The following is a 22,466-nucleotide window of genomic DNA, read 5'->3' as shown; positions in this document are numbered from 1 at the left end:
GAGGGTGCCGTCAGGCTGAGAGGATGCCACGCACCGCCCGCGATCCCGACACGATGCCGAACCCGAACCCGACCCCGATCCCGATCCCCGACCGCGCCGCCGGGCGCCCGCTTCCGGCCGCCGCGCCCGCCGCCGTCGCCGAGCCGGCGGCGCGCTGGAAGGTGCTCACCGCGATGCTCGTCGTCCTCGTGCTGTGGGCGTCGGCCTTCATCGCGATCCGCTTCGTCGGAGACGCGATCTCGCCCGGCCCCCTCGCCCTCGGGCGCCAGCTCGTCGGCACCGCGGCCCTCGTCGCCGTCGCGGTCATCCGGCGGCCTCCGCTGCCGCGCGGCCGCACGCTCGCGCTCGTGGCCGTCTACGGCGTGCTCTGGTTCGCCGGCTACACCCTCGTGCTGAACCTCGCGGAGCGGCACCTCGACGCCGGCACCGCCGCGATGCTCGTGAACATCGCACCGCTCCTCGTTGCAATCGCGGCGGGCGTGTTCCTCAAGGAGGGGTTCCCGCGTCCGCTCGTCGTCGGCCTGCTCATCGCGCTCGCCGGGGTCGTGATCATCGCGACCGGCGGAGTGGGTGCGCACGCCGACGGGCTCGGGATCGTGCTCGGGATGCTCGCCGCCGTGCTCTACGCGCTCGGCGTGCTCGTGCAGAAGGTCGCGCTCCGCGACGCGGACGCCTTGAGCGCCACCTGGGTGGGGTGCGCCGTCGGGGCGCTCGTGCTGCTGCCGTTCCTGCCGCAGACCGTCGTCGAGGTCGGCACGGCGCCGGCACCCGCGGTCTGGGCGATGGTGTACCTCGGTGTCTTCCCGTCGGCGATCGCGTTCCTACTGTGGGCGTACGTGCTGAAACGGAGCCCCGCCGGCGTCACCGCCTCGGCGACCCTTGCGGTGCCGGCCATCGTCGTGCTGCTCAGCTGGGCCCTGCTCGGAGAGCTGCCGACCGTGCTCGGCATGGTGGGCGGCGCGCTCTGCCTCATCGGAGTCGCCCTGAGCCGCCGCGCCTCGCGACCGCGGTCGTGACCGGGCGCCGATGAGACGAGGATGCCGCGTGGCCGACCCTCGGTCGACCACGCGGCATCATCGGCCGATCAGCGGGCTGCGCCCGCGAGCGTGCCCGTGACCTGCCCGGCCGGGTCGTAGATCATGCACGAGACGGTGCGGTCGCCGATCGCATCCCAGCCCTCGGCCGTCGGGCTGTAGGGGTAGAAGTCGAGCGTCGACGACTCGTAGGCGACCCCCACGAAGGCCTCGAACTGCGCGAGGCAGCCCTCGTTGGCCTGGGTCTGCACGGCCTCTTCGCCCGGGAACTCGTCGCCCGTGAGGGTGAAGTCGTAGAACACCTCTTCGTCGTGGGGGGCGTCGCACGGCACGACCGGCACCGCGCTGACGGTCTCGGCGCTCGCCTCGTTCATGCAGTCGCCGACGCGGATCGCGAACACGTCGGCGTCGCCCTCCGACACGATCTCTTGAGTGGTCTCGTCGCGCTCGGGCTGGGGCGCGGGAGCGCCGAGGACGTCGCGGACGATGCTGCAGCCCGTGAGGGGGACGGCGACGGCGATCGCGGTGATGGCGACGGCGATGCGGGTGAGCGCGCGGCGCGAGGTTGAGTTCACGTGTTGGCCTTTCGGTCGTTCGGGTCGATTCGGGTCTGATCCGCAGCGTCCCGTGGGCACCGAGCGGGCCGCCGGGCGCTGACGATCGCGGGCGGTCAGTGCCCGGTCAGCGAGGGGATCGCGGTCAGCCTATCGATCGGCACCGACACTCGAGCGGCACCGACACGCGGCATTCGCTTCGTCGTAGCCTGCACCCTGCTGCGGCTCGGTGAAGATGCAGAGCTGCACCCCGGTCAGGCCCGCTCGGCGACCGCGGCGAGCACCGCGTCGTGCAGCACGCCGTTCGTCGCGAGCGCGTCGCCGTGCCATGGCCCCGGCTCGCCCGAGATCGAGGTGAACCGGCCGCCCGCCTCCTCGACGATCGGGACGAGCGCGGCGAGGTCGTACGGCTTCACGTCGAACTCGGCCGTGATGTCGAGAAGCCCCTCGGCGAGCAGCATGTACGACCACAGGTCGCCGTAGGCGCGATCGCGCCACACCTGCTCGGCGAGGCCCAGCAGCGCGTCGAGACGGCCCGCCTCGCGCCACTGGGCGATGCTCTGGAAGCTCAGCGAGGCATCGCCGAGTTCGGCCACGGATGACACGGAGATCGAGCGCGGCGCAGCGCCCGGGGCATCCGTGGTGAATGCACCGCCACCCGTGGCAGCCCACCAGCGCCGGCCGAGCGCGGGCGCGGAGGCGACGCCGACGACCGGCACGCCGTCGACCGCGAGCGAGATGAGCGCGCCCCAGACAGGCACGCCGCGCATGAAGTTCGAGGTGCCGTCGATCGGGTCGATGATCCACTGGCGGGTCGCGTCGCCCTCCGTGCCGAACTCCTCGCCGAGGATGCCGTCGGCGGGGCGGGCCTCGGCGAGCCGCTCGCGGATCGCCCGCTCGACGGCGAGGTCGGCCTCGGTCACGAAGGTGCGGTCGGGCTTCGTCGACACCGTGAGGTCGGCGGCGCGGAAGCGGGCCAGTGCGACGGTGTCGGCGAGGTCGGCGAGTTCGAGGGCGAGGGCGAGATCATCGGCGTAGGCGGTCACCGGAACAGGCTATCTCTGGCGCTCGCCGACACGCCGTGAGAGACTCGATTGGCGCAACGCTCGAATGGCTGGTAACGTTGTCGCTCGGTTCGGGTTGTGAAAAACAGCCGAGAATCACGCACCTCTAGCTCAATCGGCAGAGCAACTGACTCTTAATCAGTGGGTTCAGGGTTCAAGTCCCTGGGGGTGCACCGAAAGCCCCGATCCTCTCGCCAGGATCGGGGCTTTTTCATTTCCCGGGGTCGCAATGCCCGGGGTCAGGTGGTGCCGGGTATCACGCGAACTGTCGGATGGGGCTCCCTCCGACGAGCTCCTTGGCGGATCTCGTGTGCCGGGCGATGAGCTCGTCGAGGTCGAGGCCGCCCTCGATCGCCCCGTCGACGACGCGCCAACGCCCGCCGACCATGACGTGGTCGGCGCGGTCGGCGCCGCAGAGCAGCAGTGCCGCGAGCGGATCGTGGCTGCCCGAGAACCGCAGTGCGTTGGTCGTGAAGCAGGCCAGGTCGGCCTGCGCGCCGACTCGGATCGTGCCGATGTCGGAACGGCCGAGGACGCCCGCCGACCCGGCGGTGGCCCAGCCGAGGGCGCGGCGCACGGGGACGTCGGCGCCGTAGCGGAGTCGCTGCAGGTAGAGCGCCTGCCGCGCCTCGAGGATCATGTTCGAGCCGTCGTTCGACGCCGATCCGTCGACGCCGAGTCCGACGGGCACCCCGGCCGCCTCGAGTTCGAGCACCCGGGCGATGCCCGAGGCCAGCCGCATGTTCGACGTCGCGCAGTGGGCGACGGCGGTGCCGGCTGCGCCGAGCTGCGCGATCTCCGCGTCGGTGAAGTGGATGCCGTGTCCGAGCCAGGTCTGCGGCCCGAGCCATCCGACGCTCTCGAGGTAGTCGAGCGGGCGGAGGCCGAAGCGGTCGAGGCAGAACTCCTCCTCGTCCAGGGTCTCCGCGAGGTGGGTGTGCAGGCGCACGCCGTGGCGCGCCGCGAGCAGCGCGCTCTCCTGCATCGCCTCGCGCGTCACCGAGAACGGTGAGCAGGGGGCGAGGGCGATCTGGATCACGGCGCCGTCGCCGCGCTCGTGGTAGGTCTCGATGAGTCGCTCGCTGTCGGCGAGCACGACGTCGAGCGACTGCACGGTCGACTGCGGCGGAAGTCCGCCGTCGTCTTCGCCGAGGGTCATCGAGCCGCGGGTCAGGGTCGCCCGCATGCCGAAGTCGCGCACCGCGGCGACCTCGATGTCGATCGCCTCGTCGAGCCCGGCGGGGAAGACGTAGTGGTGGTCGGCGGCCGTCGTGCAGCCCGAGAGCAGCAGTTCCGCGAGCGCGACCCGCACGGCGGCGTCGAGCGCCTCGGGGGTCAGCCTCGCCCAGAGCGGGTAGAGGTTCTGCAACCAGGGGAACAGCTCGGCGTCGGCGGCCGGCCCCCAGGCCCGCGTGAGCGTCTGGTAGAAGTGGTGGTGCGTGTTGATCAGGCCCGGGATGACGACGTGGTCGTGCGCGTCGAACACCGTGTCGTAGGCGGTGACCGGCGCCTGGCCCGAGGGCACGAGCTCGGCGATCACCCCGTCGCGGACGACGAGGCCGCCACCGGCGTCGCCGTCGGCCAGGATGGCCTGCGGGTTCTTGATCCAGAGGGATTCGGGGAGCGTCTTCACTGACATTCCTTCCGTTCGGGGATGGGAGATGTCAGCTCAGTTATGCCCTGTCTGCTGATCCAGGGTGGTGAGCATGGACTCTAGTGGCGCGTCATCGCGAAACGCAAGAGTTCGGAAGGAGTTTTCCTCAGCGCGAGAATCAGTGAGGGTGGTTCAGTCGTCGAAGCCGCGGGCGATGAGCGCCTCGCCGAGGTGATCGGCGGTCTGCAGGGCGCGTACGATCACCGGCACGGCGAGGGCGACGACCGAGCCCTCTGCGCCGCGCGCCTTGCGGGCCTCCATCACCTCGCGCACGATGTCGGCGAGGAGGGGCACGCAGCGGATCGCGAGGGCGAGGGCGAGGCCGACGCGGTCGGCGTCGATCCAGCGGCGGAACGGACGCAGCAGCGTCTGCATCGCGTCGAGCGTCTCGGTGACGGGCGTCGTGAGCGTGTAGAGCGCCGCGAGGGCGACCGCGATGAGCAGGCGTACCGCCATCGTCGCAGCGGCCTCCCAGCCGGCGAAGAGCCACTGCACGGGCACCGCGAACGCGAGGATCCAGAGGATGGGCGCGATCTGCCCCCAGACAGCCCTGAACGGCAGCCGCGCGGGCAGGAAGAGCAGCACCGTCACCGCGGCGGCGACGCCGAGCGCCGCGAGCGAACCCTGCAGCGCGACGACGGTGACGAACACCGCGAGCAGACCGAGCTTCAGCAGCGCGGGCGCGCGATGCACGAGCGAATCGCCCGGGTGGTAGACGCCGATCACCAGGTCACCTCAGCCGATCAGCGCCCGGTAGGCGGCCAACGCGGGTGCGGGCTCGTCGTCGGCGACGACCCGGCCGCCCTCCATCACGATCACGCGGTCGAAGCCGTCGAGCAGTTCGAGCTGGTGGCTCACCACGACGAGCTGCTGCTCGAGGCCCCCGAAGTGCTCGGCCACGAGCCGCGCGTTGCGCGCATCGAGCAGGGTCGTCGGCTCGTCGGCGACGACGATTGACGGCGCGGCGACGAGCACCGAGGCGAGCGCGAGCAGCTGCTTCTGCCCGCCCGAGAGGCGGTGCGCCGGGCGGTCGGCGAGCGCCGTCAGCCCGAAGCGCTCGAGGGTCGCCTCGACGCGCGCCGCGGCATCCTCGGGGGGAAGCTTGTGGCGGCGCAGGGTGAAGGCGACGTCCTCGCGGACGGTGGGCATCACGATCTGGTTGTCGGCGTTCGTGAACACGAACCCGACCCGGCGGCGCACCTCTCGGCCGCGGCGGGCGACGTCGAGGCCGTCGACGGCGACCGTGCCCGACTTCGGGGTGACGAGGCCGTTGATCATGCGCGCGAGCGTCGACTTGCCCGAACCGTTCGCGCCGACGACGCCGACGCGATGTTCGGCGAGGGTGAGCGACACCTCCTGCACGATCGGTTCGGCGCCGAAGTCGTGCGAGACGCGGTCGAAGACGATCTCGCTCATGCGGCGCGCTCCACGATCATCGCGATGCCCTGGCCGCCGCCGATCGAACAGGCGGCGAGGCCCGGTCGGTCGTCGTCGGCGCTCAGCATGCGGGCGGCGAGGCGCACCAGCAGCACCGCGCCGGATGCCCCCCACGGGTGTCCGAGCGCGATGGCGCCGCCCTCCGTGTTGATGACGGACTCGTCGAGCGCGAGGGCGTCGCTCACGGCGAGGAGCTGCGCGGCGAACGCCTCGGTGATCTCGACGAAGCCGAGTTCGCGCGCGTCGAGGCCGGCACGGGCGAGGGCCGAGGCCGCAGCCGGGGCTGCGCCGAGGCCGGGCAGGGCCGGGTCGCCCGCGGCGACCGCGACGGCCCGCACCCGCAGCGCGGGGAGGCCGAGTTCACGGGCGATCTCTGGAAGGGTGACGGCCATCGCGGCGGCGCCGTCGGAGAAGCCGCAGGAGTTGCCGGCGGTGACGGTGCCGGGGGCCGCAGCGGCATCGCCGAGCGCGCCCGAGGGCGAGCCCGGGGCCGAGCCCGACGCGAAGGCCGGCGCGAAGCGCGCGAGCACCGCCGCGCTCATCGCCCGCGGCCGGTCGTCACGGGCGACGCCGCCGACCGGCACGAGTTCGGCGTCGAAGCGGCCGGCGGCCTGTGCGGCGAGGGCGAGCCGGTGCGATCGTCCGGCCCACGCGTCCTGCCGTTCGCGGGAGATGCCGCGCACCGCGGCGAGGTGCTCGGCAGCGGGGCCCATGTCGGGGTCGGCGAAGCCGGCCGGGGCGAAGGGCGCCCGCGAGTAGCGTTCACCGGTGTCGGGCCACACGCGGTGCGGCGCGGTCGACGCCGACTCGGCCCCGCCCGCGAGCACGAGCCGCGCGTCGCCGGCGCGCACGCGTGAGGCGGCCTGCATCACCGCGTCGAGCCCCGACCCGCACTGGCGGTCGACCGTGACACCGGGGACCGTCGGTCCGAGGCCGGCGCGAAGGGAGGCCACCCGCGCGAGATCTCCGCCCGGCCCCATGCAGTTGCCGAGCACGACGTCGTCGATCGGCAGTCCGGCGGGTGCGAGTTCGGCCGCGACGGCGGCGAGCACGGGCGCGGCGAGCGCGTCGACGGCGTGCTCCGCGAATCCGCGGCCGGCGGTGCCGATCGGGGTGCGGCGCGCGGCGACGATCACGGGGGAGGCGTTCATGCGGTGGGGCTCTCGACGGGGCGGACGAAGGACGAGGCAGAGGAGGAAGATGAGGCAGCGGCCGTCGCGAGCAGCGCCCGCGCGGCACCGCGGGCGACCTTGCCCGAGTCGGTGCGCGGCACGGCCGCGAAGATCCAGCGGCGGGGGAGTTCGGCAGGATCGAGCAGCGCACGCGCCTGCGAGACGAGCTCATCTCGAGCGGCGTCGACATCGACGTCGGCGTCGACATCGACGTCGACGGAGCCCGCGAGCTCCACGACCGCCGCGACGCGCTCGCCGAGCAGCTCGTGCGGCTCACCGACGACGGCCGCTGCTGCGACCCCCGGCAGCGAGCACAGCACGGCCTCGATGCGTTCGGCGAGCACCGTGGCCCCGGCGGTCGTGATCGCGGCGTCGCCGCGCCCGAGGATGCGGAGCCCGCCGTCGGCGCGCTCCTCGGCGAGGTCGCCGACGCTCGCGAATCCCGCGGCGTCGCGGCGGAGCATCCCGCCGCCGATCGCGCCGAGCGCGAGGTACGGCGAGCGCACCCAGAGTTCACGCCCGGCCGGAGCGTCGCGCAATGCGATCTCGACGCCCGGGAAGGGGGCGAGCCCGTCGCCGTCGCCGACCGCGACGAAGGAGAGCTCGGCTGCGCCGTAGTACTCGGTGAGCTCGAGGCGAGCGGACGCGGACGAGCGGAGTTCGACGCTCGACGCCGCGCCGGCGACGACCGCGGCGCGCACCCCGCGCAGCGGATCGCTCGGATCGTCGAGCAGCCGCGCGAGCCTCGTCGGCGTCGCATGCACGACGCTCGCGCCGCGCACCTCGTCGGTGACGCACGCACCCGCCCACAGCGCATGCAGCGCCGCGTAGAGGTGCATCGAGACGTGCAGGGGGCCGGTCGCGGCCACCCGGTCGGATGCCTCGAGCCCGACGATCTCCGCGAGCGGAGCCGCCGAGGCGAGCCACGAGGCCTCGGTGCGGGCGACCACCGTCGGCGCGCCGCCGGAGGAGCCCGAGGTGCGGAGCGCGAGCGCCGTGCCTGCGGGCAGCAGCCCGTCGAGGCGGGCCGCGTCGGCGGCGTCACCGCCGACGAGCACCGGGCGCCCGCGTTCGAGCGCGGCGAGCACGGTGACGATCAACCGAGCGGGCGGCATGCCCGCAGGGCATCCGATGAGCCCCTCACCCGGCGGAAGCGCGGCCGCGGAGACCGCCGCGGCGAGCTCGCCCACGCGCACGACGTCGCCGCCGAACGCGAGGGCGGGCGCACCGGGCGCTCCCCGCAGCCATTCGCTCATGCGGCGTCGACCGCCGAACCGCCGGTCGTGCCCGCGGCGTCGCGGCGAGCCCACGGCCAGGTGCGCGGCTCGATGAGGCCGGGCCAGGCACGGTGCACGCTCTTCGCGACGAGCACGGTGACGACGACCTTCAGGATGTCGCCCGGCAGGAAGATCGCCGAACCGGCGATCGCGACGCCGAGCGGGGTGCCCGTGATCGCCGCGAACACCGGAACGCCGACGAGGTAGATCGCGACGATGCCGCCGAGCGCCGTCCACAGCAGGGCGGGCACGATGCGGTATCGCGGCAGGAGGCGGGCGGTCGCCCAACCGATCACCGCGGCGCCGAGGAGCCACCCGATGAGGTACCCGACCGACGGGCCGACGAACACGCCGAGACCGCCGCGGCCGCCCGAGAGGAGCGGCAGGCCCGCCGCGACGAGCACGAGCAGCAGCGCCACCGAGAGGAAGCCCTTGCGGGCACCGAGGATGGCGCCCGCGAGCATCACGCCGAGCGTCTGGAACGTGATCGGCACCGCGCCGCCGCCGATCGTGAGCGCGCCCGGCAGGCCCAGCGCGGCGATGAGGCCGGTGAAGACGGCGATCTGGGCGAGGTCGCGCGCGGTGCCGCGACGCTTCGGCGCGGGCGCGGATGCCTCGTCGGCGATCGCTGCGGACGGGGTGCTGCTGGGTGCGGTGCTCATCGAATCCCCTCGGAGGCGTGGCGGGCGGATTGCCCGTGATTTCACGCTAGGAGGGCGGGGGAGGGCCGCGTCGGCTCAGCCGTACAAGAATGCACGGTCGATTTTGGAACGGCCCCGATTCGCCGGGCTCAGGCGGCGGTGCGCGTCTCGACTTCGGTCATCGGGCCGATCATGCGGACGGCGGCGAACTCGGACGCCTCGACCTCGATGGTCTCGGACACCGCGGCCTCGGCCGCCTCGACGACGTCGGTGACGACCGGGTCGGCCCAGAGCACGAGCGGTGCGGGCTCCCAGCCGAGCGCCATCGACTCTTCGCCGGCGGGCACGACGACCGCGACCGAGTCGCGCTCCTCGAGGATGGCGCGGGTGAGCTCGGCGGCGATCTGATGGGTCAGCATCGCGTGGAAGATGCGGTCGGTGTCGCCGTCGGCGCGGCGCTCCAGCGACCAGCCGCCGCCCGGGCCGATGAACTCGGAGAGGCGAGCGTTGAGGAGCTCGAAGATGTGTTCACCGCGCAGGTCGGCCGCGGTCGGGCGCGGCGGAGTGGCGGCAGGAGCGGCAGCGTGTGCGGATGCCTGTGCGGCAAGCCGTGCGCGGCGCCAGCGGCGGAACATCGGTGGCCCCTCTCGGTCGTGGTGCAGCGGGTACTGCGTCAACTCGGGTCTTTCGTCCCAGTTTCGGGCACTCGGGCGCGGAATACGAATGACACGCCGGGCAGTCGGCGCGCGAGGGTGCGATTCGCGGAGCCAGGGGCGCTATTCGCCGAGTTCGGGGCGCTTCGTCTCTTCTGCGACGGTGCCGATCGCGATCGCGAGGCTCGCCGCCCACGACACCCACATCAGCAGCAGGCGCCAGTCGCGCGGGCCGTCGGCCGTGGCCTTGACGACGCCGAAGCCGCTGATGATCGCGCCGAGGACGGCACCGCTGAAGAGGTACTTGCGCATGTCGGCCACGCTACCGTGCGGTGAACGCGGGCTGGGAGTCATCCGTGAATCTGACCGATCGTGCAGGATCTGACCGATCGGTCAATTAGCGTGATTCCATGCCCACCGACTCGACCGTCCATTCGCGTGCCCGAGCGAGCGACGAACTGCTGCAGGTCGCCCTGACCCAGTTCGCGACCGCCGGGTTCACCGCGACCTCGTTGCAGCAGATCGCCGACGCGGCCGGGTACTCGAAGTCGAGCGTGCTCTACCACTACGCCTCGAAGGAGGCGCTGCTCGAGGCGGCGATCACGCCGACGATCGAGCGCCTCGAGGTGCTCGTCGGCGAGTTCGCCGAGAGCCGCCGCTCCGAGGCGGCGCGGGGGGCGTTCATCGAGCGATTCGTCGACCTGCTGCTCGGCGAGCGCCTCGCGGTGCACCTCTTCGTGAGCCAGGGGCATTCGCTCGGCGGCATCCCGATCGTCGAACGCGGCAACGCCGCCATCCGCGTGCTCGCCGATGCGATCTGCGCCGACGCGAGCCTCGTCGAGCAGATGCGCTTCGGCGTCGCCCTCGCCGGCGCCACCTACGTGCTCGTCGCCGGCGCCACCTTCTTCGACGAAGAGACGATGGCCGAGCTCACGAACACCCACTCCGATGACGAGATGCGCGAAGCGCTCGTCGAGGTCGTCTCAGAACTGCTGCTCCCGGCCGACGGCCGCCAGACCCGATAGGCCCCGCCCATGGCTCTCCTCCTGCACCGCATCGGCCGGTTCGCGTACCGCCGCGCCTGGCTCGTCATCGTCACCTGGGTGCTCGCGCTCGGCGCCCTCCTCGGCGCCGGCCTCGGCCTCGGCGGCCAGCTGCAAGACTCCTTCGCCATCCCCGGCACCGAGTCGCAGACCGCGATCGACCAGCTCGCCGCCGTGTTCCCGCAGACGGCGGGCGCCTCGGCGAAGGCCGTCGTCGAAGCCCCCGACGGCGAGACCGTCGACTCGCCCGACGCCCGCGCCGCCATCGAGGAGATGGAGGCCGAGCTCGAAGACCTCGACGGCGTCGCGAGCGTGCTCGGCCCGTTCGACGAGTACGCCGGCGACCAGATCTCGGGCGACGAGCGCACCGCGTACATCCAGATCCAGTTCGACGGGCAGGTCACCGACGTGACGCCCGAGATGCTCGACGCCGTCACCGCGACGGGCGAGATCGGCGAGGAGGCGGGGCTCGACGTCGCGTTCGGCGGCGACGTCTTCCAGGAGACGAGCTTCGGCCTCACGGTCACCGAGATCTTCGGCGTGTTGTTCGCCGCCGTCGTGCTCATCATCACCTTCGGCTCGCTGCTCTCGGCCGGGATGCCGCTGCTCACCGCGCTCGTCGGGGTCGGCGCCGCCTCGGGCGGCATCCTGATGGTCGCGGCGTTCGCGACGGTCTCCTCGACCGCGCCGATGCTCGCCGTCATGATCGGCCTCGCCGTCGGCATCGACTACGCCCTGTTCATCCTGTCGCGGCACCGAAACCAGCTGGCCCGCGGTGCCGACCCCGAAGACAGCGCCGCAGAGGCCGTCGCGACCGCGGGCGGGGCGGTCGTGTTCGCGGGCCTCACCGTGATCATCGCGCTCCTCGGCCTCCTCGTCGTCGGCATCCCCTTCCTCAGCGTCATGGGCGTCGCCGCCGCGTTCGCCGTGCTCATCGCCGTGATCGGCGCCGTCACGCTGCTGCCGGCCCTCCTCGGCGTGTTCGGCCGCAAGCTCGCGCCCAAGCCGGGCAGCCGGGCGCACCGTCGGGCCAACGCCGCCGACGACGGCGGCAAGCCCACCATGGGCCGTCGCTGGGTCGACCTCGTGCTGAAGGCGCCCGTCGTCTTCGTGGTGCTCGTCGTCGGGCTCCTCGGCGCCGCCGCGATCCCGGCCGCGAGCCTCGACCTGAACCTGCCGAACAACGCGGGGGAGCCCGGCTCCACCCAGCGCGAGGCGTACGAGATGATCGAGAACGGCTTCGGCCCGGGCTACAACGGCCCGCTCATCATCACCGTCGACATCACGCAGACGACCGACATCTTCGACGACCTCGACGCGATCGGCGCGCAGCTCGCCGAACTCGACGACGTCGCCTACGTCGGCGATGGCCTGCCGAATGAGACCGTCGACACCGCGATCATCCAGGTGGTGCCAGAGAGCGCCCCCGACACCCCCGAGACGAAGGCGCTCGTCGAGGAGATCCGCGAACTCGCCCCCTCCATCGAGGAGGAGTTCGGCACGCCGATTGCCGTCACCGGCTACACGGCCGTCGCGATCGACATCTCGAACCGGCTCGCCGATGCCCTCATCCCGTTCGCGCTCATCGTCGTCGGGCTCTCGATCGTGCTGCTGCTGATGGTGTTCCGCTCGGTGTTCGTGCCGATCAAGGCGGCCCTCGGGTTCCTGCTCTCGGCGTTCGGCGCCATCGGCGTGACCGTCGCGATCTTCCAGTGGGGCTGGTTCGCCGACCTCCTCCACATCGAGCCCGGGCCGATCCTGAGCTTCCTGCCGATCCTGCTCATGGCGGTGCTCTTCGGCCTCGCCATGGACTACGAGGTGTTCCTCGTCTCGGGCATGCGCGAGGAGTTCGTGAAGACGAAGGAGCCGCGCTCCTCGATCGTGCACGGGTTCCAGCACGCGGCCCGCGTCGTCACCGCCGCGGCCCTCATCATGTTCTTCGTCTTCTTCGCCTTCGTGCCCGAAGGGTCGGGAGTGATCAAGGGCATCGCCTTCGCGCTCGCCGTGGGCGTCGTGTTCGACGCGTTCCTCGTGCGCATGACGCTCGTGCCCGCCGCGATGGCACTCGCGGGCAAGGCCGCCTGGTGGCTGCCCGCCTGGCTCGCGAAGCGCCTCCCCGACGTCGACATCGAGGGCGAGGGCCTCCGCGCCCACCTCGAGCAGGAGGAGTGGGCGGCCGCCCGTCCCGCCGCGATCAACGTCGACGAGGCCGTGTTCGGGCTCGCCGAGCGCCCCATCGGCCCCCTCGAGGTCGAGGTGCCCGCGGGCGGCGTGCTCGCCGTGCGCGGCGAACCCGTCGACCGGCGCGTCGTCGCCGCGACCCTCGCCGGGCGCCTCGCGCCCGTCTCTGGCCGCGTCGCTGTGCAGGGCACCCCGCTGCCCTCGGGGCAGGGTCGCGTGATGCGTCAGGTCGCGATGGCCGAGGTCGCCTCGGATGCCCCGACGGGAACCACCGTCGGAGAGCTCATCGCCGCACGCCTCGATGCGACGCGCCCCTGGTACCGGCTCGGCGTCTCGGGCGGGCAGGTGCGCGACTGGACGGAGGGCGCCGCCCGCGCACTCGCGGCCGGCGCCCCCGCCGGGGCCGAGCCCGTCGCCCGCTTCGACGTGGACACCCCGCTCGCCGCCCTCGGCGCCGAGGCACGCACCGTCGTCGCCGTCGCCGCCGCGCTCGCCGAACGCCCGAAGCTCGTCGTGCTCGACCTCGACGACGAACCGAGCGGCGCGAGCCCCGCGCTCTGGGCGGCGCTCGCCGCCCTCGTGCCCGCAACGGTCACCCTGATCGTCGGTCTCGGCATCGCCTCGTCGACCCCCGACGCCTCGCCCGCGCTCGCCGCCCGTGGCATCCGCACCCTCGAACCCGTCTCTCGCAGCCTGGAGGCCCGCCGATGAGCACTCGACTCTCACGCCTGTTCGGTTCGACGCCGGCGCAGCGCCGCACCCGCTTCGGCGTGCTCATCGCCGCAGTGATCGCGGTGCCGCTCGCCGTCGCGGGCCTCGTGTCCGGCGCCCTCGGCGGCGCGACCGACAACCTCGCCGAGATCCCGGCGGTCGTCGTGAACAACGACGAGATGGTCACGATGACGCTGCCCGACGGCACCGAGCAGCCCGTGCTCGCGGGCCGCCAGCTCGTCACCGAACTCACGGGCGCCGACACCGCCGGCTTCGCCTGGACGATCTCGAACGACGAGGAGGCCGACGAGCTCCTCGCCTCGGGCGACGCGTACGCCGTGCTCACGATCCCGTCCGACTTCTCCGAGTCGGTCACGTCGATCTCGGGCCAGTCGCCGACGCAGGCGAACCTCGACATCCGCACCGACGACGCGCACGGCTACCTCGCCGGCTCGGTCGCGCAGTCGGTCGGCGACGCGATGTCGACCGCGTTCGGCCGTGAGCTCACGGCCCAGTACCTCGAGGGCTTCTACACGAACCTCGCCGAGATGGGGTCGTCGCTCGGCGACGCCGCCGACGGTGCGACGCAGCTCTCGAGCGGCATCGGCACGCTCTCGGGCGGGCTCGGCCAGCTCTCCGACGGGGTCGCGCAGGCGGCCTCCGGCGCATCGGATGCCGCGACCGGCGCCTCGGCGTACGCCGACGGCGTGTCGCAGTACACCGACGGCGTCGACGGCATCGCGAGCGGGCTCGGCGCCTACTCGACCGGCGTGAACCAGTACACGCAGGGCGTCGACGGCATGGCCGGCGGCCTCGCCGCCCTCAACGCGGGCGCGCAGCCCCTCGACCGCCTCGCGACCGGGGTCACCGACTACGTCAACGGGGTGAACGGCTTCGTCGGCATGGTCGACTTGGGCATCGACCCGATCATCGACGAGCTCACGAAGTTCGCCGAGGCGAACCCCCAGTTCAAGCCCCAGATCGATGAGATCATCGCCGACCTCGAAGCGGCGAAGGCCCCGCTCGGCGAGTTCCAGGCGGATGGCACTCGCCTCGAGCAGGGCAACCGCGCGGCCGTGAACGGCGTGCTCGGCGGGCTCGGGCAGTCGGCGGCCGGCGCGGCGCAGCTCTCGGCCGGTTCGGCCGGCCTCCGCGACGGGGCGGCGGGGCTCGCCTCGGGCGCCGCGCAGCTCTCGGCCGGCTCGTCGAGCCTCGCCAACGGCGCCGACGGCCTCGCCTCGGGGGTCGGCGCGCTCGCCGGGGGCCTCGGCGAACTGCAGTCGGGCGCCTCGGGTGCCGCGTCGGGCGCCTCGCAGCTCGCGAGCGGCGCCGGCGAGCTCGCCACCGGCCTCACCGAGGGCGCCGACGCGGCGAAGCAGCTCGGCGACATCGACGCCGAGCAGACCGCCGACGTCGTCGCCGAACCGGTGACCGTCGACGCGACCCGCGACAACGAGATCGCCTCGACCGGGGGAGTGATCGGCATGCTCTTCGTGCCGATCGGCCTCTGGCTCGGCGCGATGGCGATGTTCCTCGTGTTCCGCCCGTTCGGGCGCGAAGCGCTGCGCAGCACCGCCTCGACCGGCGGACTCGTGTGGCGGGCGCTCGCCCGCGCGGGCCTCCTCGCCCTCGCGCAGGCCGTCGCGGTCGTGCTGCTCCTGCACGGTTCCATGGGTGTCGCGTGGAGCCTGCTGCCGCAGACCCTCGCATTCGCCGCGCTGCTCGCGCTCGTGTTCACCGCGCTGCACGCCTTCCTGACGGTGTGGCTCGGCCGCGCGGGCCTGCTCGTCTCGCTCGTGCTCGTCGCCCTGCAGCTCACCGCAGCAGGCGGACTCGTGCCGATCGAGGTGCTCGCAGGTCCCTACCAGGCGATCAGCCCGTTCCTGCCGCTCACCTGGGCGGTGCAGGGCATGCAGACGATCATCTCGGGTGCGGGCGGCGCGAGCGTCGCCGCGGCCGCCGGCGTGCTGGCCCTCTTCGGGGTGCTCGGCGTCGTGGGCACCGCGTTCGTGGTGGGTCGGCGCCGTGGCATCCGCTCGATCGGATTCGCGGCGACCGCGCTCGGCTGAGGCCGCGCATCACCGACAGAACCCCGTTCGCGCGTCTGAACACCGCGCGAACGGGGTTCGTGGTCTCGATACGCTTCGCTACTCGACCGACCGACCGACGGACGGGGTCCGCTCCGCTACTCGACCGACGGGGCCGGCGGCAGCGCCGCGATCGCGCTCACCTCGATGAGCGCGCCCGGCACCCCGAGCGCGCGCACCACCGCGGCCGTCACGAGCGGCGGCGCACCCCTGCCGGCGAGGCGCGGCGCGATCGCGCCGTAGGCCGCCCCGAGGTCGGCGCCCTCGGCGATGAGCACCGTCCACTGCACGACGTCGGCGAGACTCGCGCCCGCCGCCTCGAGGGCGATGCTCGCGTTGTCGATCGCGCGGACCGACTGCGCGGCGACGTCGTCGGACACGACGGCGCCCGTCTCGTCGACGCCGTTCTGGCCGCCGAGGTAGACGGTCGTCGCGCCGGGCGGCACGACGGCGACATGGCTGAATGCGGGACTCACGACGAGCCCCGCGGGTTGCAAGCGTGTGATCTCCATGCCTCGACCATCCCACCGACCGCCGACACGGCACTGTTAGCCTGAGGGCAGCGCGAGGAGGGACATCCGCTCATATGAACGCCCCCGAACCAGCACGCCCCGAACCGACCGACGAACTCTACGTCGACGCCGCCTACGACATGATCGTCGTCTCGAACCGACTGCCCGTCGACTACCAGGCCGGGCCCGACGGCGAGACGCAGTGGCGGAGCTCGCCCGGCGGCCTCGTCACCGCCCTCGAACCCGTCATGCGCGCCGCCGACGGCGCCTGGATCGGCTGGGCCGGCGTCGCCGACCGCGAGTTCGACCCCTTCGAGCACGACGGCATCTCGATCATCCCCGTGCCGCTCAGCGAGAGCGAGCTCGAGGAGTACTACGAGGGCTTCTCGAACGACACCCTCTGGCCGCTGTACCACGACGTGATCGCGCCGCCGACCTTCCACCGCGAGTGGTGGGACGCGTACGTGCGCGTCAACCGCCGCTTCGCCGAGGCGGCGGCGCGCGCCGCCTCGCCCGGCGCCGTCGTCTGGGTGCAGGACTACCAGCTGCAGCTCGTGCCGCGGATGCTCCGAGAGCGTCGCCCCGACCTGGTGATCGGCTTCTTCAACCACATCCCCTTCCCCGCCTACGGCATCTACTCGCAGCTGCCGTGGCGACGCCAGGTCATCGACGGCCTGCTCGGCGCCGACGTCATCGGGTTCCAGCGCGCCGCCGACGCCGGCAACTTCACGCGTGCCGTGCGCCGCCTCTTCGGGTATGCGACGCGGGGCAGCGTCATGGACGTGCCGGATGCCACGGGGGAGGTGCGGCACGTCGTCGCGAGGCACTTCCCGATCTCGATCGATGCGGCCGGGTTCGAGGAGATCGCCCGCCGGCCCGAGGTGCAGGCACGGGCGCGCGAGATCCGCGAGAGTCTCGGCAACCCCGAGACGGTCATGCTCGGCGTCGACCGGCTCGACTACACGAAGGGGATCCGCCACCGCCTGAAGGCGTTCGGCGAGCTCCTGCGCGACGGGCGTCTCTCGGTCGAGCAGGCGACGCTCGTGCAGGTCGCGAGCCCGTCGCGCGAGCGCGTGGAGACGTACCGGCAGCTGCGCGACGAGATCGAGCTCATGGTGGGCCGCCTGAACGGCGACCACTCCACGCTCGGGCACCAGGCCATCGCGTACCTCCACCACGGCTACCCTCGCGAGGAGATGGTGGCGCTCTACCTCGCCGCCGACGTGATGCTCGTCACCGCCCTCCGCGACGGCATGAACCTCGTCGCGAAGGAGTACGCGGCCTGCCGCTTCGATGAAGACGGCGTGCTGCTGCTCAGCGAGTTCACCGGGGCCTCCGACGAACTGCGCCAGGCGGTGCTCGTCAATCCGCATGACATCGAGGGCCTGAAGGACGCGATGGTCGAGGCCGCGTCGATGCCGAAGCGCGAACGCACCCGGCGCATGCGGGCGCTCCGCAAGCGCGTGCGCGAGAACGACGTGGCGAACTGGTCGGCGACGTTCCTGAAGACCCTCACCGGCGCCGGGATCATCGCCCCGGGCATCCCCGAGCAGCTCGACTCCGCGGTGCGACGCATCGCCGGCACCGAGCGGCTGCTCGTCGCGCTCGACTTCGACGGCACGCTCGCTCCGCTCGTCGACCGCCCTGAGGATGCGCGCGGCACGCAGCGCGCGCTCGCCGCCGTCGAGCGGCTCGCCGCCACCGACGACACGCGGGTGGCGATCGTGTCGGGGCGGGCGCTCGGGAGCCTCAGGGAGGTCGCCCAGGCGCCCCACGGGGCGTTGCTCAGCGGTTCGCACGGCGTCGAGCTGCAGCTCGACGGCGGCGACGTCATGATCGAGCTGCGCGACAGCGAACTCGGTGAACTCCGCCGGCTCGAGGTCGTCCTCGACGAGATCGCCGCGAGCGAGGACGGCGCGTGGGTCGAGCGGAAGCCCGCAGGGTTCGCCCTGCACACCCGCAAGGTCGCGCAGGCCGCCCGCGCGAGCGAACTGCAGATGACCGCGCGTGATCGCGTGGGCGCCGATCTTCCCGAGTTGACCGTGCGCGGCGGCAAGGGCGTCGTCGAGTTCTCGGTGCGCCCGAGCGACAAGGGGGAGGCGCTCACCCGACTGCGTCAGCACGCGGGCGCGAGCGCCGTCGTGTACGTCGGCGACGACGTGACCGACGAAGACGCGTTCGCCGCCCTCGAGGGCGATGACCTCGGCGTGAAGGTCGGGCAGGGCAAGTCGCTCGCCGCGTTCCGGGTGCGGAGCCCCGAGGACGTCGCACTGCTGCTCGAGCGCCTCGCCGACGAACGTGACACACAGCGCGGGGGGCCTTCGCGCTGGCCATAGACTCGTCCCATGTCGGAGTTCGATCCCAAACCGCGTAGTCGTACTGTCACCGATGGCATCGAGGCCATGACGAGCCGGGGCATGCTCCGCGCCGTCGGCATGGGCGATGCCGACTGGGACAAGCCCCAGATCGGCATCGCGAGCTCGTGGAACGAGATCACCCCCTGCAACCTCTCGCTCGGCCGCCTCGCGCAGGCCGCGAAGGAGGGCGTGCACGGCGGCGGCGGGTACCCGCTGCAGTTCGGCACCGTCTCCGTCTCCGACGGCATCTCGATGGGCCACGAGGGCATGCACTTCTCGCTCGTGTCGCGCGAGGTCATCGCCGACTCGGTCGAGGTCGTCATGCAGGCCGAGCGCCTCGACGGCTCGGTACTGCTCGCCGGTTGCGACAAGTCGATCCCGGGCATGCTCATGGCGGCGGCCCGCCTCGACCTCGCGAGCGTCTTCCTCTACGCCGGCTCGATCGCGCCCGGCTGGGTCCGTCTCTCCGACGGCACCGAGAAGGACATCACGATCATCGACTCCTTCGAGGCGGTCGGCGCAGTGAAGGCCGGCACCATGTCCGCGGAGGACGCGAAGCGCATCGAGTGCGCCTTCGCCCCGGGCGAGGGCGCCTGCGGCGGCATGTACACCGCGAACACGATGGCCTCCGTCGCCGAGGCGCTCGGCCTCTCGCTGCCGGGTTCGGCGTCGCCCGCGTCGGCCGACCGCCGACGCGACTACTACGCGCACCGCTCGGGCGAGGCCGTCGTGAACCTCCTCAACAAGGGCATCACGGCCCGCCAGATCCTCACCAAGAAGGCCTTCGAGAACGCGATCGCCGTCGGCATGGCGCTCGGCGGCTCGACGAACATCGTGCTGCACCTGCTCGCCATCGCCCGCGAGGCCGAGGTCGAGCTGACCCTCGACGACTTCAACCGCATCGGTTCGAAGGTTCCGCACATCGGCGACCTCAAGCCCTTCGGCAAGTACGTCATGAACGACGTCGACCGCCGCGGCGGCGTGCCGGTGCTCATGAAGGCGCTCCTCGACGCGGGCCTGCTGCACGGCGACGTCCTCACCGTCACGGGCAAGACGATGGCCGAGAACCTGGAGGAGATGAACCTCCCGCCGCTCGACGGCGAGGTGCTGCACACCCTCGACGACCCGATCCACGAGACGGGCGGCCTGACGATCCTCCACGGCACGCTCGCTCCCGAGGGCGCCGTCGTGAAGACGGCCGGCTTCGACGCGGCCGTGTTCGAGGGCCCCGCACGGGTGTTCGAACGCGAGCGCGGCGCCATGGACGCCCTGACCGCGGGCGAGATCAAGCACGGCGATGTCGTCGTGATCCGCTACGAGGGGCCCAAGGGCGGCCCCGGCATGCGCGAGATGCTCGCCATCACGGCGGCCATCAAGGGCGCCGGCCTCGGAAAAGATGTACTACTCTTGACGGACGGTCGATTCTCAGGCGGCACAACCGGCCTGTGCATCGGCCATCTGGCACCCGAAGCAGTCGACGCAGGTCCGATTGCTCTCGTGCGCGATGGTGATCTGATTCGGGTCGATATCGCAGCCCGGTCCATCGACCTACTTGTCGACGAGGCCGAGCTGGCTGCCCGCCGTGAAGGCTGGGCTCCGCTTCCCCCGCGCTACACCCGAGGCGTTCTCGCGAAGTACTCCAAGCTCGTGCGTTCCGCCGCCGAAGGCGCCACGACGGGCTGAGCGCTGCGCTTCCCGCATCCATCGCACCAGAACAGGAATCGAATGACCACGGAATCGACCCCCGTGCCATCGCCCGCTGCAGTGCCGCCCGGCGCACCCGTGGAGATCACGGGCGCCGAGGCGGTCGTCCGTTCGCTCGAGATGCTCGGCATCACCGACGTGTTCGGACTCCCGGGCGGCGCCATCCTCCCCGTCTACGACCCGCTCTTCGAGAGCAAGAAGCTCCGGCACATCCTCGTGCGTCACGAGCAGGGCGGCGGTCACGCCGCCCAGGGTTACGCGTCCTCGAGCGGCAAGCTCGGCGTGACCATCGCGACGTCGGGCCCCGGCGCGACGAACCTCGTCACCGCCATCGCCGACGCCCACATGGACTCGGTGCCGCTGCTCGCGATCACCGGCCAGGTGTTCTCGACGCTCATGGGCACCGACGCGTTCCAGGAGGCCGACATCGTCGGCATCACGATGCCGATCACGAAGCACTCCTTCCTCGTGAAGTCCGCTGACGAGATCCCGGCGACGATCGCCGCCGCGGTGCACATCGCGACGACCGGTCGCCCCGGCCCCGTGCTCGTCGACATCACGAAGGACGCGCAGCAGGCGAAGTTCTCGTTCCGCTGGCCGCCGAAGGTCGAACTGCCGGGGTACCGGCCGATCACGAAGGCGCACGGCAAGCAGGTCGCCGCGGCGGCCCAGCTCATCGCCGAGGCGAAGCGTCCCGTGCTGTACGTGGGCGGCGGCGTCGTCCGCGGACGCGCGTCCGAGGAGCTGCTGACGCTCGCCGAGACGACGAAGGCCCCCGTCGTGACGACGCTCATGGCGCGCGGCGCGTTCCCCGACTCGCACCAGCAGCACCTCGGCATGCCCGGCATGCACGGCACGGTGCCTGCGGTCCTCGCCCTCCAGGAGTCCGACCTCATCGTCGCCCTCGGCGCCCGCTTCGACGACCGCGTGACCGGCAAGGCGGCGCTCTTCGCGCCGAACGCGAAGGTCGTGCACGTCGACATCGACCCCGCCGAGATCTCGAAGATCCGCACGGCCGACGTGCCGATCGTGGGCGACCTGAAAGACGTCCTGGTCGACCTGACCGCGGCGTACCGCGAGGCGACCGGCGGCGAGGCCCCTGAGCTCGACGAGTGGTGGGCGACGCTCGACGGTCTCCGCAGCGAGTTCCCGCTCGGCTACACCGAGCCGCGCGACGGGCTGCTCGCCCCGCAGTACGTCATCGAGCGCATCGGCGAGCTCACCGGCCCCGAGGGCGTGTACGCCGCGGGCGTCGGCCAGCACCAGATGTGGGCGGCGCAGTTCATCAAGTACGAGCGCCCCAACGCGTGGCTGAACTCGGGCGGTGCGGGCACCATGGGCTACGCGGTCCCCGCGGCCATGGGCGCCAAGGTCGCCCAGCCCGACCGCGTGGTCTGGGCGATCGACGGCGACGGCTGCTTCCAGATGACGAACCAAGAGCTCGCGACGTGCACGCTCAACGACATCCCGATCAAGGTCGCGGTCATCAACAACTCGTCCCTCGGCATGGTGCGCCAGTGGCAGACCCTGTTCTACGACGGCCGGTACTCGAACACCGACCTGAACACGGGCCACGACACGGTGCGCGTGCCCGACTTCGTGAAGCTCGCCGAGGCGTACGGCGCCCTCGGCATCCGCGTCACGAAGCCCGAGGAGGTGGACGCGGCGATCAAGCTCGCCCTCGAGACGAACGACCGCCCGGTCGTCATCGACTTCGTCGTCTCGGCCGACGCGATGGTGTGGCCGATGGTGCCGCAGGGCGTGTCGAACAGCTACATCCAGTACGCGCGCGACCACGCGCCGGCGTTCAGCGAGGAGGACTGACCATGTCGACCCACGTGCTCTCACTCCTCGTCGAGGACAAGCCCGGTCTGCTCACCCGTGTCGCGGGGCTGTTCGCCCGGCGCGGCTTCAACATCGAGTCGCTCGCGGTGGGCCACTCCGAGATCGACGGGCTCAGCCGCATCACGGTCGTCGTCGACGTCGACGAGCTCCCGCTCGAGCAGGTGACGAAGCAGCTGAACAAGCTCATCAACGTCATCAAGATCGTCGAGCTCGACCCGGCGCAGTCGGTGCAGCGCGAACACCTGCTCATCAAGGTGCGCGTCGACAACACGACCCGTTCGCAGGTTCTCGAGGCCGTCAACCTCTTCCGCGCCCGCGTCGTCGACGTGTCGACCGACGCGCTCGTGATCGAGGTCACCGGCGACTCGGGCAAGACCCAGGCGCTGCTCAAGGTGCTCGAGCCCTACGGCATCAAGGAGATCGCCCAGTCGGGCCTCCTCGCGATCGGTCGCGGCGGCAAGTCGATCACCGAGCGCGTCTTCAAGAACTGAAACGGATGCCACGGCGCCAGCGCCGTGACATCCCTGCATGAAACCCACA

Annotated in this window: 19 protein-coding genes and 1 tRNA gene; 9 read left to right on the top strand and 11 right to left on the bottom strand. The window is 72.1% G+C overall.

Annotation, left to right across the window (positions count from 1 at the left end):
- Positions 1–23 precede the first annotated feature (23 nt).
- The gene (locus ACFVTX_RS01890; RefSeq protein WP_386897550.1) at positions 24–1,016 is read left to right on the top strand and encodes a DMT family transporter; all 993 of its coding nucleotides are present in this window, start codon (positions 24–26) and stop codon (positions 1,014–1,016) included.
- Positions 1,017–1,084: 68 nt separating this feature from the next.
- On the opposite strand, the gene ACFVTX_RS01885 is transcribed toward ACFVTX_RS01890, so the two are convergent.
- Entirely contained in the window at positions 1,085–1,609 is a 525-nt protein-coding gene (locus ACFVTX_RS01885; RefSeq protein ID WP_386897548.1) for a septum formation family protein, read from the bottom strand.
- Positions 1,610–1,842: 233 nt separating this feature from the next.
- The gene (gene hisN, locus ACFVTX_RS01880) at positions 1,843–2,634 is read right to left on the bottom strand and encodes a histidinol-phosphatase (RefSeq protein ID WP_386897546.1); all 792 of its coding nucleotides are present in this window, start codon (positions 2,632–2,634) and stop codon (positions 1,843–1,845) included.
- Positions 2,635–2,752: 118 nt separating this feature from the next.
- Here hisN and ACFVTX_RS01875 point away from each other — a divergent pair.
- A tRNA-Lys gene (locus tag ACFVTX_RS01875) sits at positions 2,753–2,825 on the top strand.
- A gap of 83 nt (positions 2,826–2,908) precedes the next feature.
- Here ACFVTX_RS01875 and ACFVTX_RS01870 read toward each other — a convergent pair.
- The 8 genes from ACFVTX_RS01870 to ACFVTX_RS01835 all read right to left on the bottom strand — a co-directional run bounded on the left by ACFVTX_RS01870 (position 2,909) and on the right by ACFVTX_RS01835 (position 9,798).
- A complete protein-coding gene (locus ACFVTX_RS01870) occupies positions 2,909–4,285 on the bottom strand; it encodes an 8-oxoguanine deaminase (protein ID WP_386897544.1) in 1,377 nt (458 codons plus the stop codon).
- A 153-nt stretch (positions 4,286–4,438) separates the two neighbouring features.
- Positions 4,439–5,032 (bottom strand): energy-coupling factor transporter transmembrane component T family protein, encoded by a 594-nt coding sequence (locus tag ACFVTX_RS01865; RefSeq protein ID WP_386897542.1) that lies wholly within the window; start codon positions 5,030–5,032, stop codon positions 4,439–4,441.
- A gap of 9 nt (positions 5,033–5,041) precedes the next feature.
- Entirely contained in the window at positions 5,042–5,722 is a 681-nt protein-coding gene (locus tag ACFVTX_RS01860; protein ID WP_386897541.1) for an energy-coupling factor ABC transporter ATP-binding protein, read from the bottom strand.
- The gene (locus ACFVTX_RS01855) at positions 5,719–6,894 is read right to left on the bottom strand and encodes a thiolase family protein (RefSeq protein WP_386897539.1); all 1,176 of its coding nucleotides are present in this window, start codon (positions 6,892–6,894) and stop codon (positions 5,719–5,721) included. The genes ACFVTX_RS01860 and ACFVTX_RS01855 overlap by 4 nt, the downstream gene beginning before the upstream one ends.
- Positions 6,891–8,171: a long-chain fatty acid--CoA ligase gene (locus ACFVTX_RS01850; protein ID WP_386897537.1), complete on the bottom strand. Its 1,281-nt coding sequence runs from the start codon at positions 8,169–8,171 to the stop codon at positions 6,891–6,893. The genes ACFVTX_RS01855 and ACFVTX_RS01850 overlap by 4 nt, the downstream gene beginning before the upstream one ends.
- A complete protein-coding gene (locus ACFVTX_RS01845) occupies positions 8,168–8,854 on the bottom strand; it encodes a biotin transporter BioY (protein WP_386897535.1) in 687 nt (228 codons plus the stop codon). Before ACFVTX_RS01845 ends, ACFVTX_RS01850 begins: the two co-directional genes overlap by 4 nt.
- 128 nt (positions 8,855–8,982) lie before the next feature.
- Positions 8,983–9,468 carry a hypothetical protein gene (locus tag ACFVTX_RS01840; protein WP_386897533.1) on the bottom strand — a complete coding sequence of 162 codons (486 nt, stop codon included), beginning with the start codon at positions 9,466–9,468 and terminating at the stop codon, positions 8,983–8,985.
- A gap of 141 nt (positions 9,469–9,609) precedes the next feature.
- Entirely contained in the window at positions 9,610–9,798 is a 189-nt protein-coding gene (locus ACFVTX_RS01835; RefSeq protein ID WP_386897531.1) for a hypothetical protein, read from the bottom strand.
- A 98-nt stretch (positions 9,799–9,896) separates the two neighbouring features.
- Here ACFVTX_RS01835 and ACFVTX_RS01830 point away from each other — a divergent pair, with 98 nt between their 5' ends.
- Genes ACFVTX_RS01830 through ACFVTX_RS01820 form a run of 3 tightly spaced genes read left to right on the top strand, consistent with a single transcriptional unit; the run spans position 9,897 to position 15,490 of the window.
- Entirely contained in the window at positions 9,897–10,511 is a 615-nt protein-coding gene (locus ACFVTX_RS01830) for a TetR/AcrR family transcriptional regulator (RefSeq protein ID WP_386897530.1), read from the top strand.
- Positions 10,512–10,520: 9 nt separating this feature from the next.
- Positions 10,521–13,421 (top strand): MMPL family transporter, encoded by a 2,901-nt coding sequence (locus ACFVTX_RS01825; RefSeq protein ID WP_386897529.1) that lies wholly within the window; start codon positions 10,521–10,523, stop codon positions 13,419–13,421.
- Positions 13,418–15,490: a YhgE/Pip family protein gene (locus tag ACFVTX_RS01820; protein ID WP_386897527.1), complete on the top strand. Its 2,073-nt coding sequence runs from the start codon at positions 13,418–13,420 to the stop codon at positions 15,488–15,490. Before ACFVTX_RS01825 ends, ACFVTX_RS01820 begins: the two co-directional genes overlap by 4 nt.
- A gap of 116 nt (positions 15,491–15,606) precedes the next feature.
- Here the strand turns inward: ACFVTX_RS01820 and ACFVTX_RS01815 are convergent, their stop codons facing one another.
- Positions 15,607–16,020, bottom strand: a complete 414-nt coding sequence (locus ACFVTX_RS01815) for a RidA family protein (RefSeq protein ID WP_386897526.1) — start codon at positions 16,018–16,020, stop codon at positions 15,607–15,609.
- A gap of 74 nt (positions 16,021–16,094) precedes the next feature.
- Between ACFVTX_RS01815 and ACFVTX_RS01810 the strand changes: the two genes are divergently transcribed.
- Genes ACFVTX_RS01810 through ilvN form a run of 4 tightly spaced genes read left to right on the top strand, consistent with a single transcriptional unit; the run spans position 16,095 to position 22,417 of the window.
- Complete coding sequence (locus ACFVTX_RS01810; protein WP_386897524.1) at positions 16,095–18,356, top strand: bifunctional alpha,alpha-trehalose-phosphate synthase (UDP-forming)/trehalose-phosphatase; 2,262 nt, start codon at positions 16,095–16,097, stop codon at positions 18,354–18,356.
- A 9-nt stretch (positions 18,357–18,365) separates the two neighbouring features.
- Positions 18,366–20,060 (top strand): dihydroxy-acid dehydratase, encoded by a 1,695-nt coding sequence (ilvD, locus tag ACFVTX_RS01805; protein ID WP_386897523.1) that lies wholly within the window; start codon positions 18,366–18,368, stop codon positions 20,058–20,060.
- Between the two features lie 42 nt (positions 20,061–20,102).
- On the top strand, positions 20,103–21,905 hold the full coding sequence (locus tag ACFVTX_RS01800) for an acetolactate synthase large subunit (protein WP_386897522.1): 1,803 nt from the start codon (positions 20,103–20,105) through the stop codon (positions 21,903–21,905).
- 2 nt (positions 21,906–21,907) lie between these two features.
- Positions 21,908–22,417 carry an acetolactate synthase small subunit gene (gene ilvN, locus ACFVTX_RS01795; RefSeq protein ID WP_386897521.1) on the top strand — a complete coding sequence of 170 codons (510 nt, stop codon included), beginning with the start codon at positions 21,908–21,910 and terminating at the stop codon, positions 22,415–22,417.
- The last annotated feature ends 49 nt before the right edge of the window (positions 22,418–22,466 follow it).

Source organism: Agromyces sp. NPDC058136 (assembly GCF_042884375.1).
In the GTDB taxonomy this organism is placed as follows: Bacteria; Actinomycetota; Actinomycetes; order Actinomycetales; family Microbacteriaceae; genus Agromyces.
Note: the sequence above shows the minus strand (reverse complement) of the source record. Positions and strands in the feature narration are given on the sequence as shown.

What these genes read in the sequence shown, in the direction of transcription:
- ACFVTX_RS01810 (WP_386897524.1), top strand. Translation starts at nt 16,095, where the DNA reads ATGAACGCCCCCGAACCAGCACGCCCCGAACCGACCGACGAACTCTAC.
- ACFVTX_RS01890 (WP_386897550.1), top strand. Translation starts at nt 24, where the DNA reads ATGCCACGCACCGCCCGCGATCCCGACACGATGCCGAACCCGAACCCG.
- ACFVTX_RS01830 (WP_386897530.1), top strand. Translation starts at nt 9,897, where the DNA reads ATGCCCACCGACTCGACCGTCCATTCGCGTGCCCGAGCGAGCGACGAA.
- ilvD (WP_386897523.1), top strand. Translation starts at nt 18,366, where the DNA reads ATGTCGGAGTTCGATCCCAAACCGCGTAGTCGTACTGTCACCGATGGC.
- ACFVTX_RS01845 (WP_386897535.1), bottom strand. Translation starts at nt 8,854, where the DNA reads ATGAGCACCGCACCCAGCAGCACCCCGTCCGCAGCGATCGCCGACGAG.
- ACFVTX_RS01820 (WP_386897527.1), top strand. Translation starts at nt 13,418, where the DNA reads ATGAGCACTCGACTCTCACGCCTGTTCGGTTCGACGCCGGCGCAGCGC.
- ACFVTX_RS01855 (WP_386897539.1), bottom strand. Translation starts at nt 6,894, where the DNA reads ATGAACGCCTCCCCCGTGATCGTCGCCGCGCGCCGCACCCCGATCGGC.
- ACFVTX_RS01835 (WP_386897531.1), bottom strand. Translation starts at nt 9,798, where the DNA reads ATGCGCAAGTACCTCTTCAGCGGTGCCGTCCTCGGCGCGATCATCAGC.
- ACFVTX_RS01800 (WP_386897522.1), top strand. Translation starts at nt 20,103, where the DNA reads ATGACCACGGAATCGACCCCCGTGCCATCGCCCGCTGCAGTGCCGCCC.
- ACFVTX_RS01840 (WP_386897533.1), bottom strand. Translation starts at nt 9,468, where the DNA reads ATGTTCCGCCGCTGGCGCCGCGCACGGCTTGCCGCACAGGCATCCGCA.
- ACFVTX_RS01815 (WP_386897526.1), bottom strand. Translation starts at nt 16,020, where the DNA reads ATGGAGATCACACGCTTGCAACCCGCGGGGCTCGTCGTGAGTCCCGCA.
- ACFVTX_RS01825 (WP_386897529.1), top strand. Translation starts at nt 10,521, where the DNA reads ATGGCTCTCCTCCTGCACCGCATCGGCCGGTTCGCGTACCGCCGCGCC.
- ACFVTX_RS01860 (WP_386897541.1), bottom strand. Translation starts at nt 5,722, where the DNA reads ATGAGCGAGATCGTCTTCGACCGCGTCTCGCACGACTTCGGCGCCGAA.
- ilvN (WP_386897521.1), top strand. Translation starts at nt 21,908, where the DNA reads ATGTCGACCCACGTGCTCTCACTCCTCGTCGAGGACAAGCCCGGTCTG.
- ACFVTX_RS01850 (WP_386897537.1), bottom strand. Translation starts at nt 8,171, where the DNA reads ATGAGCGAATGGCTGCGGGGAGCGCCCGGTGCGCCCGCCCTCGCGTTC.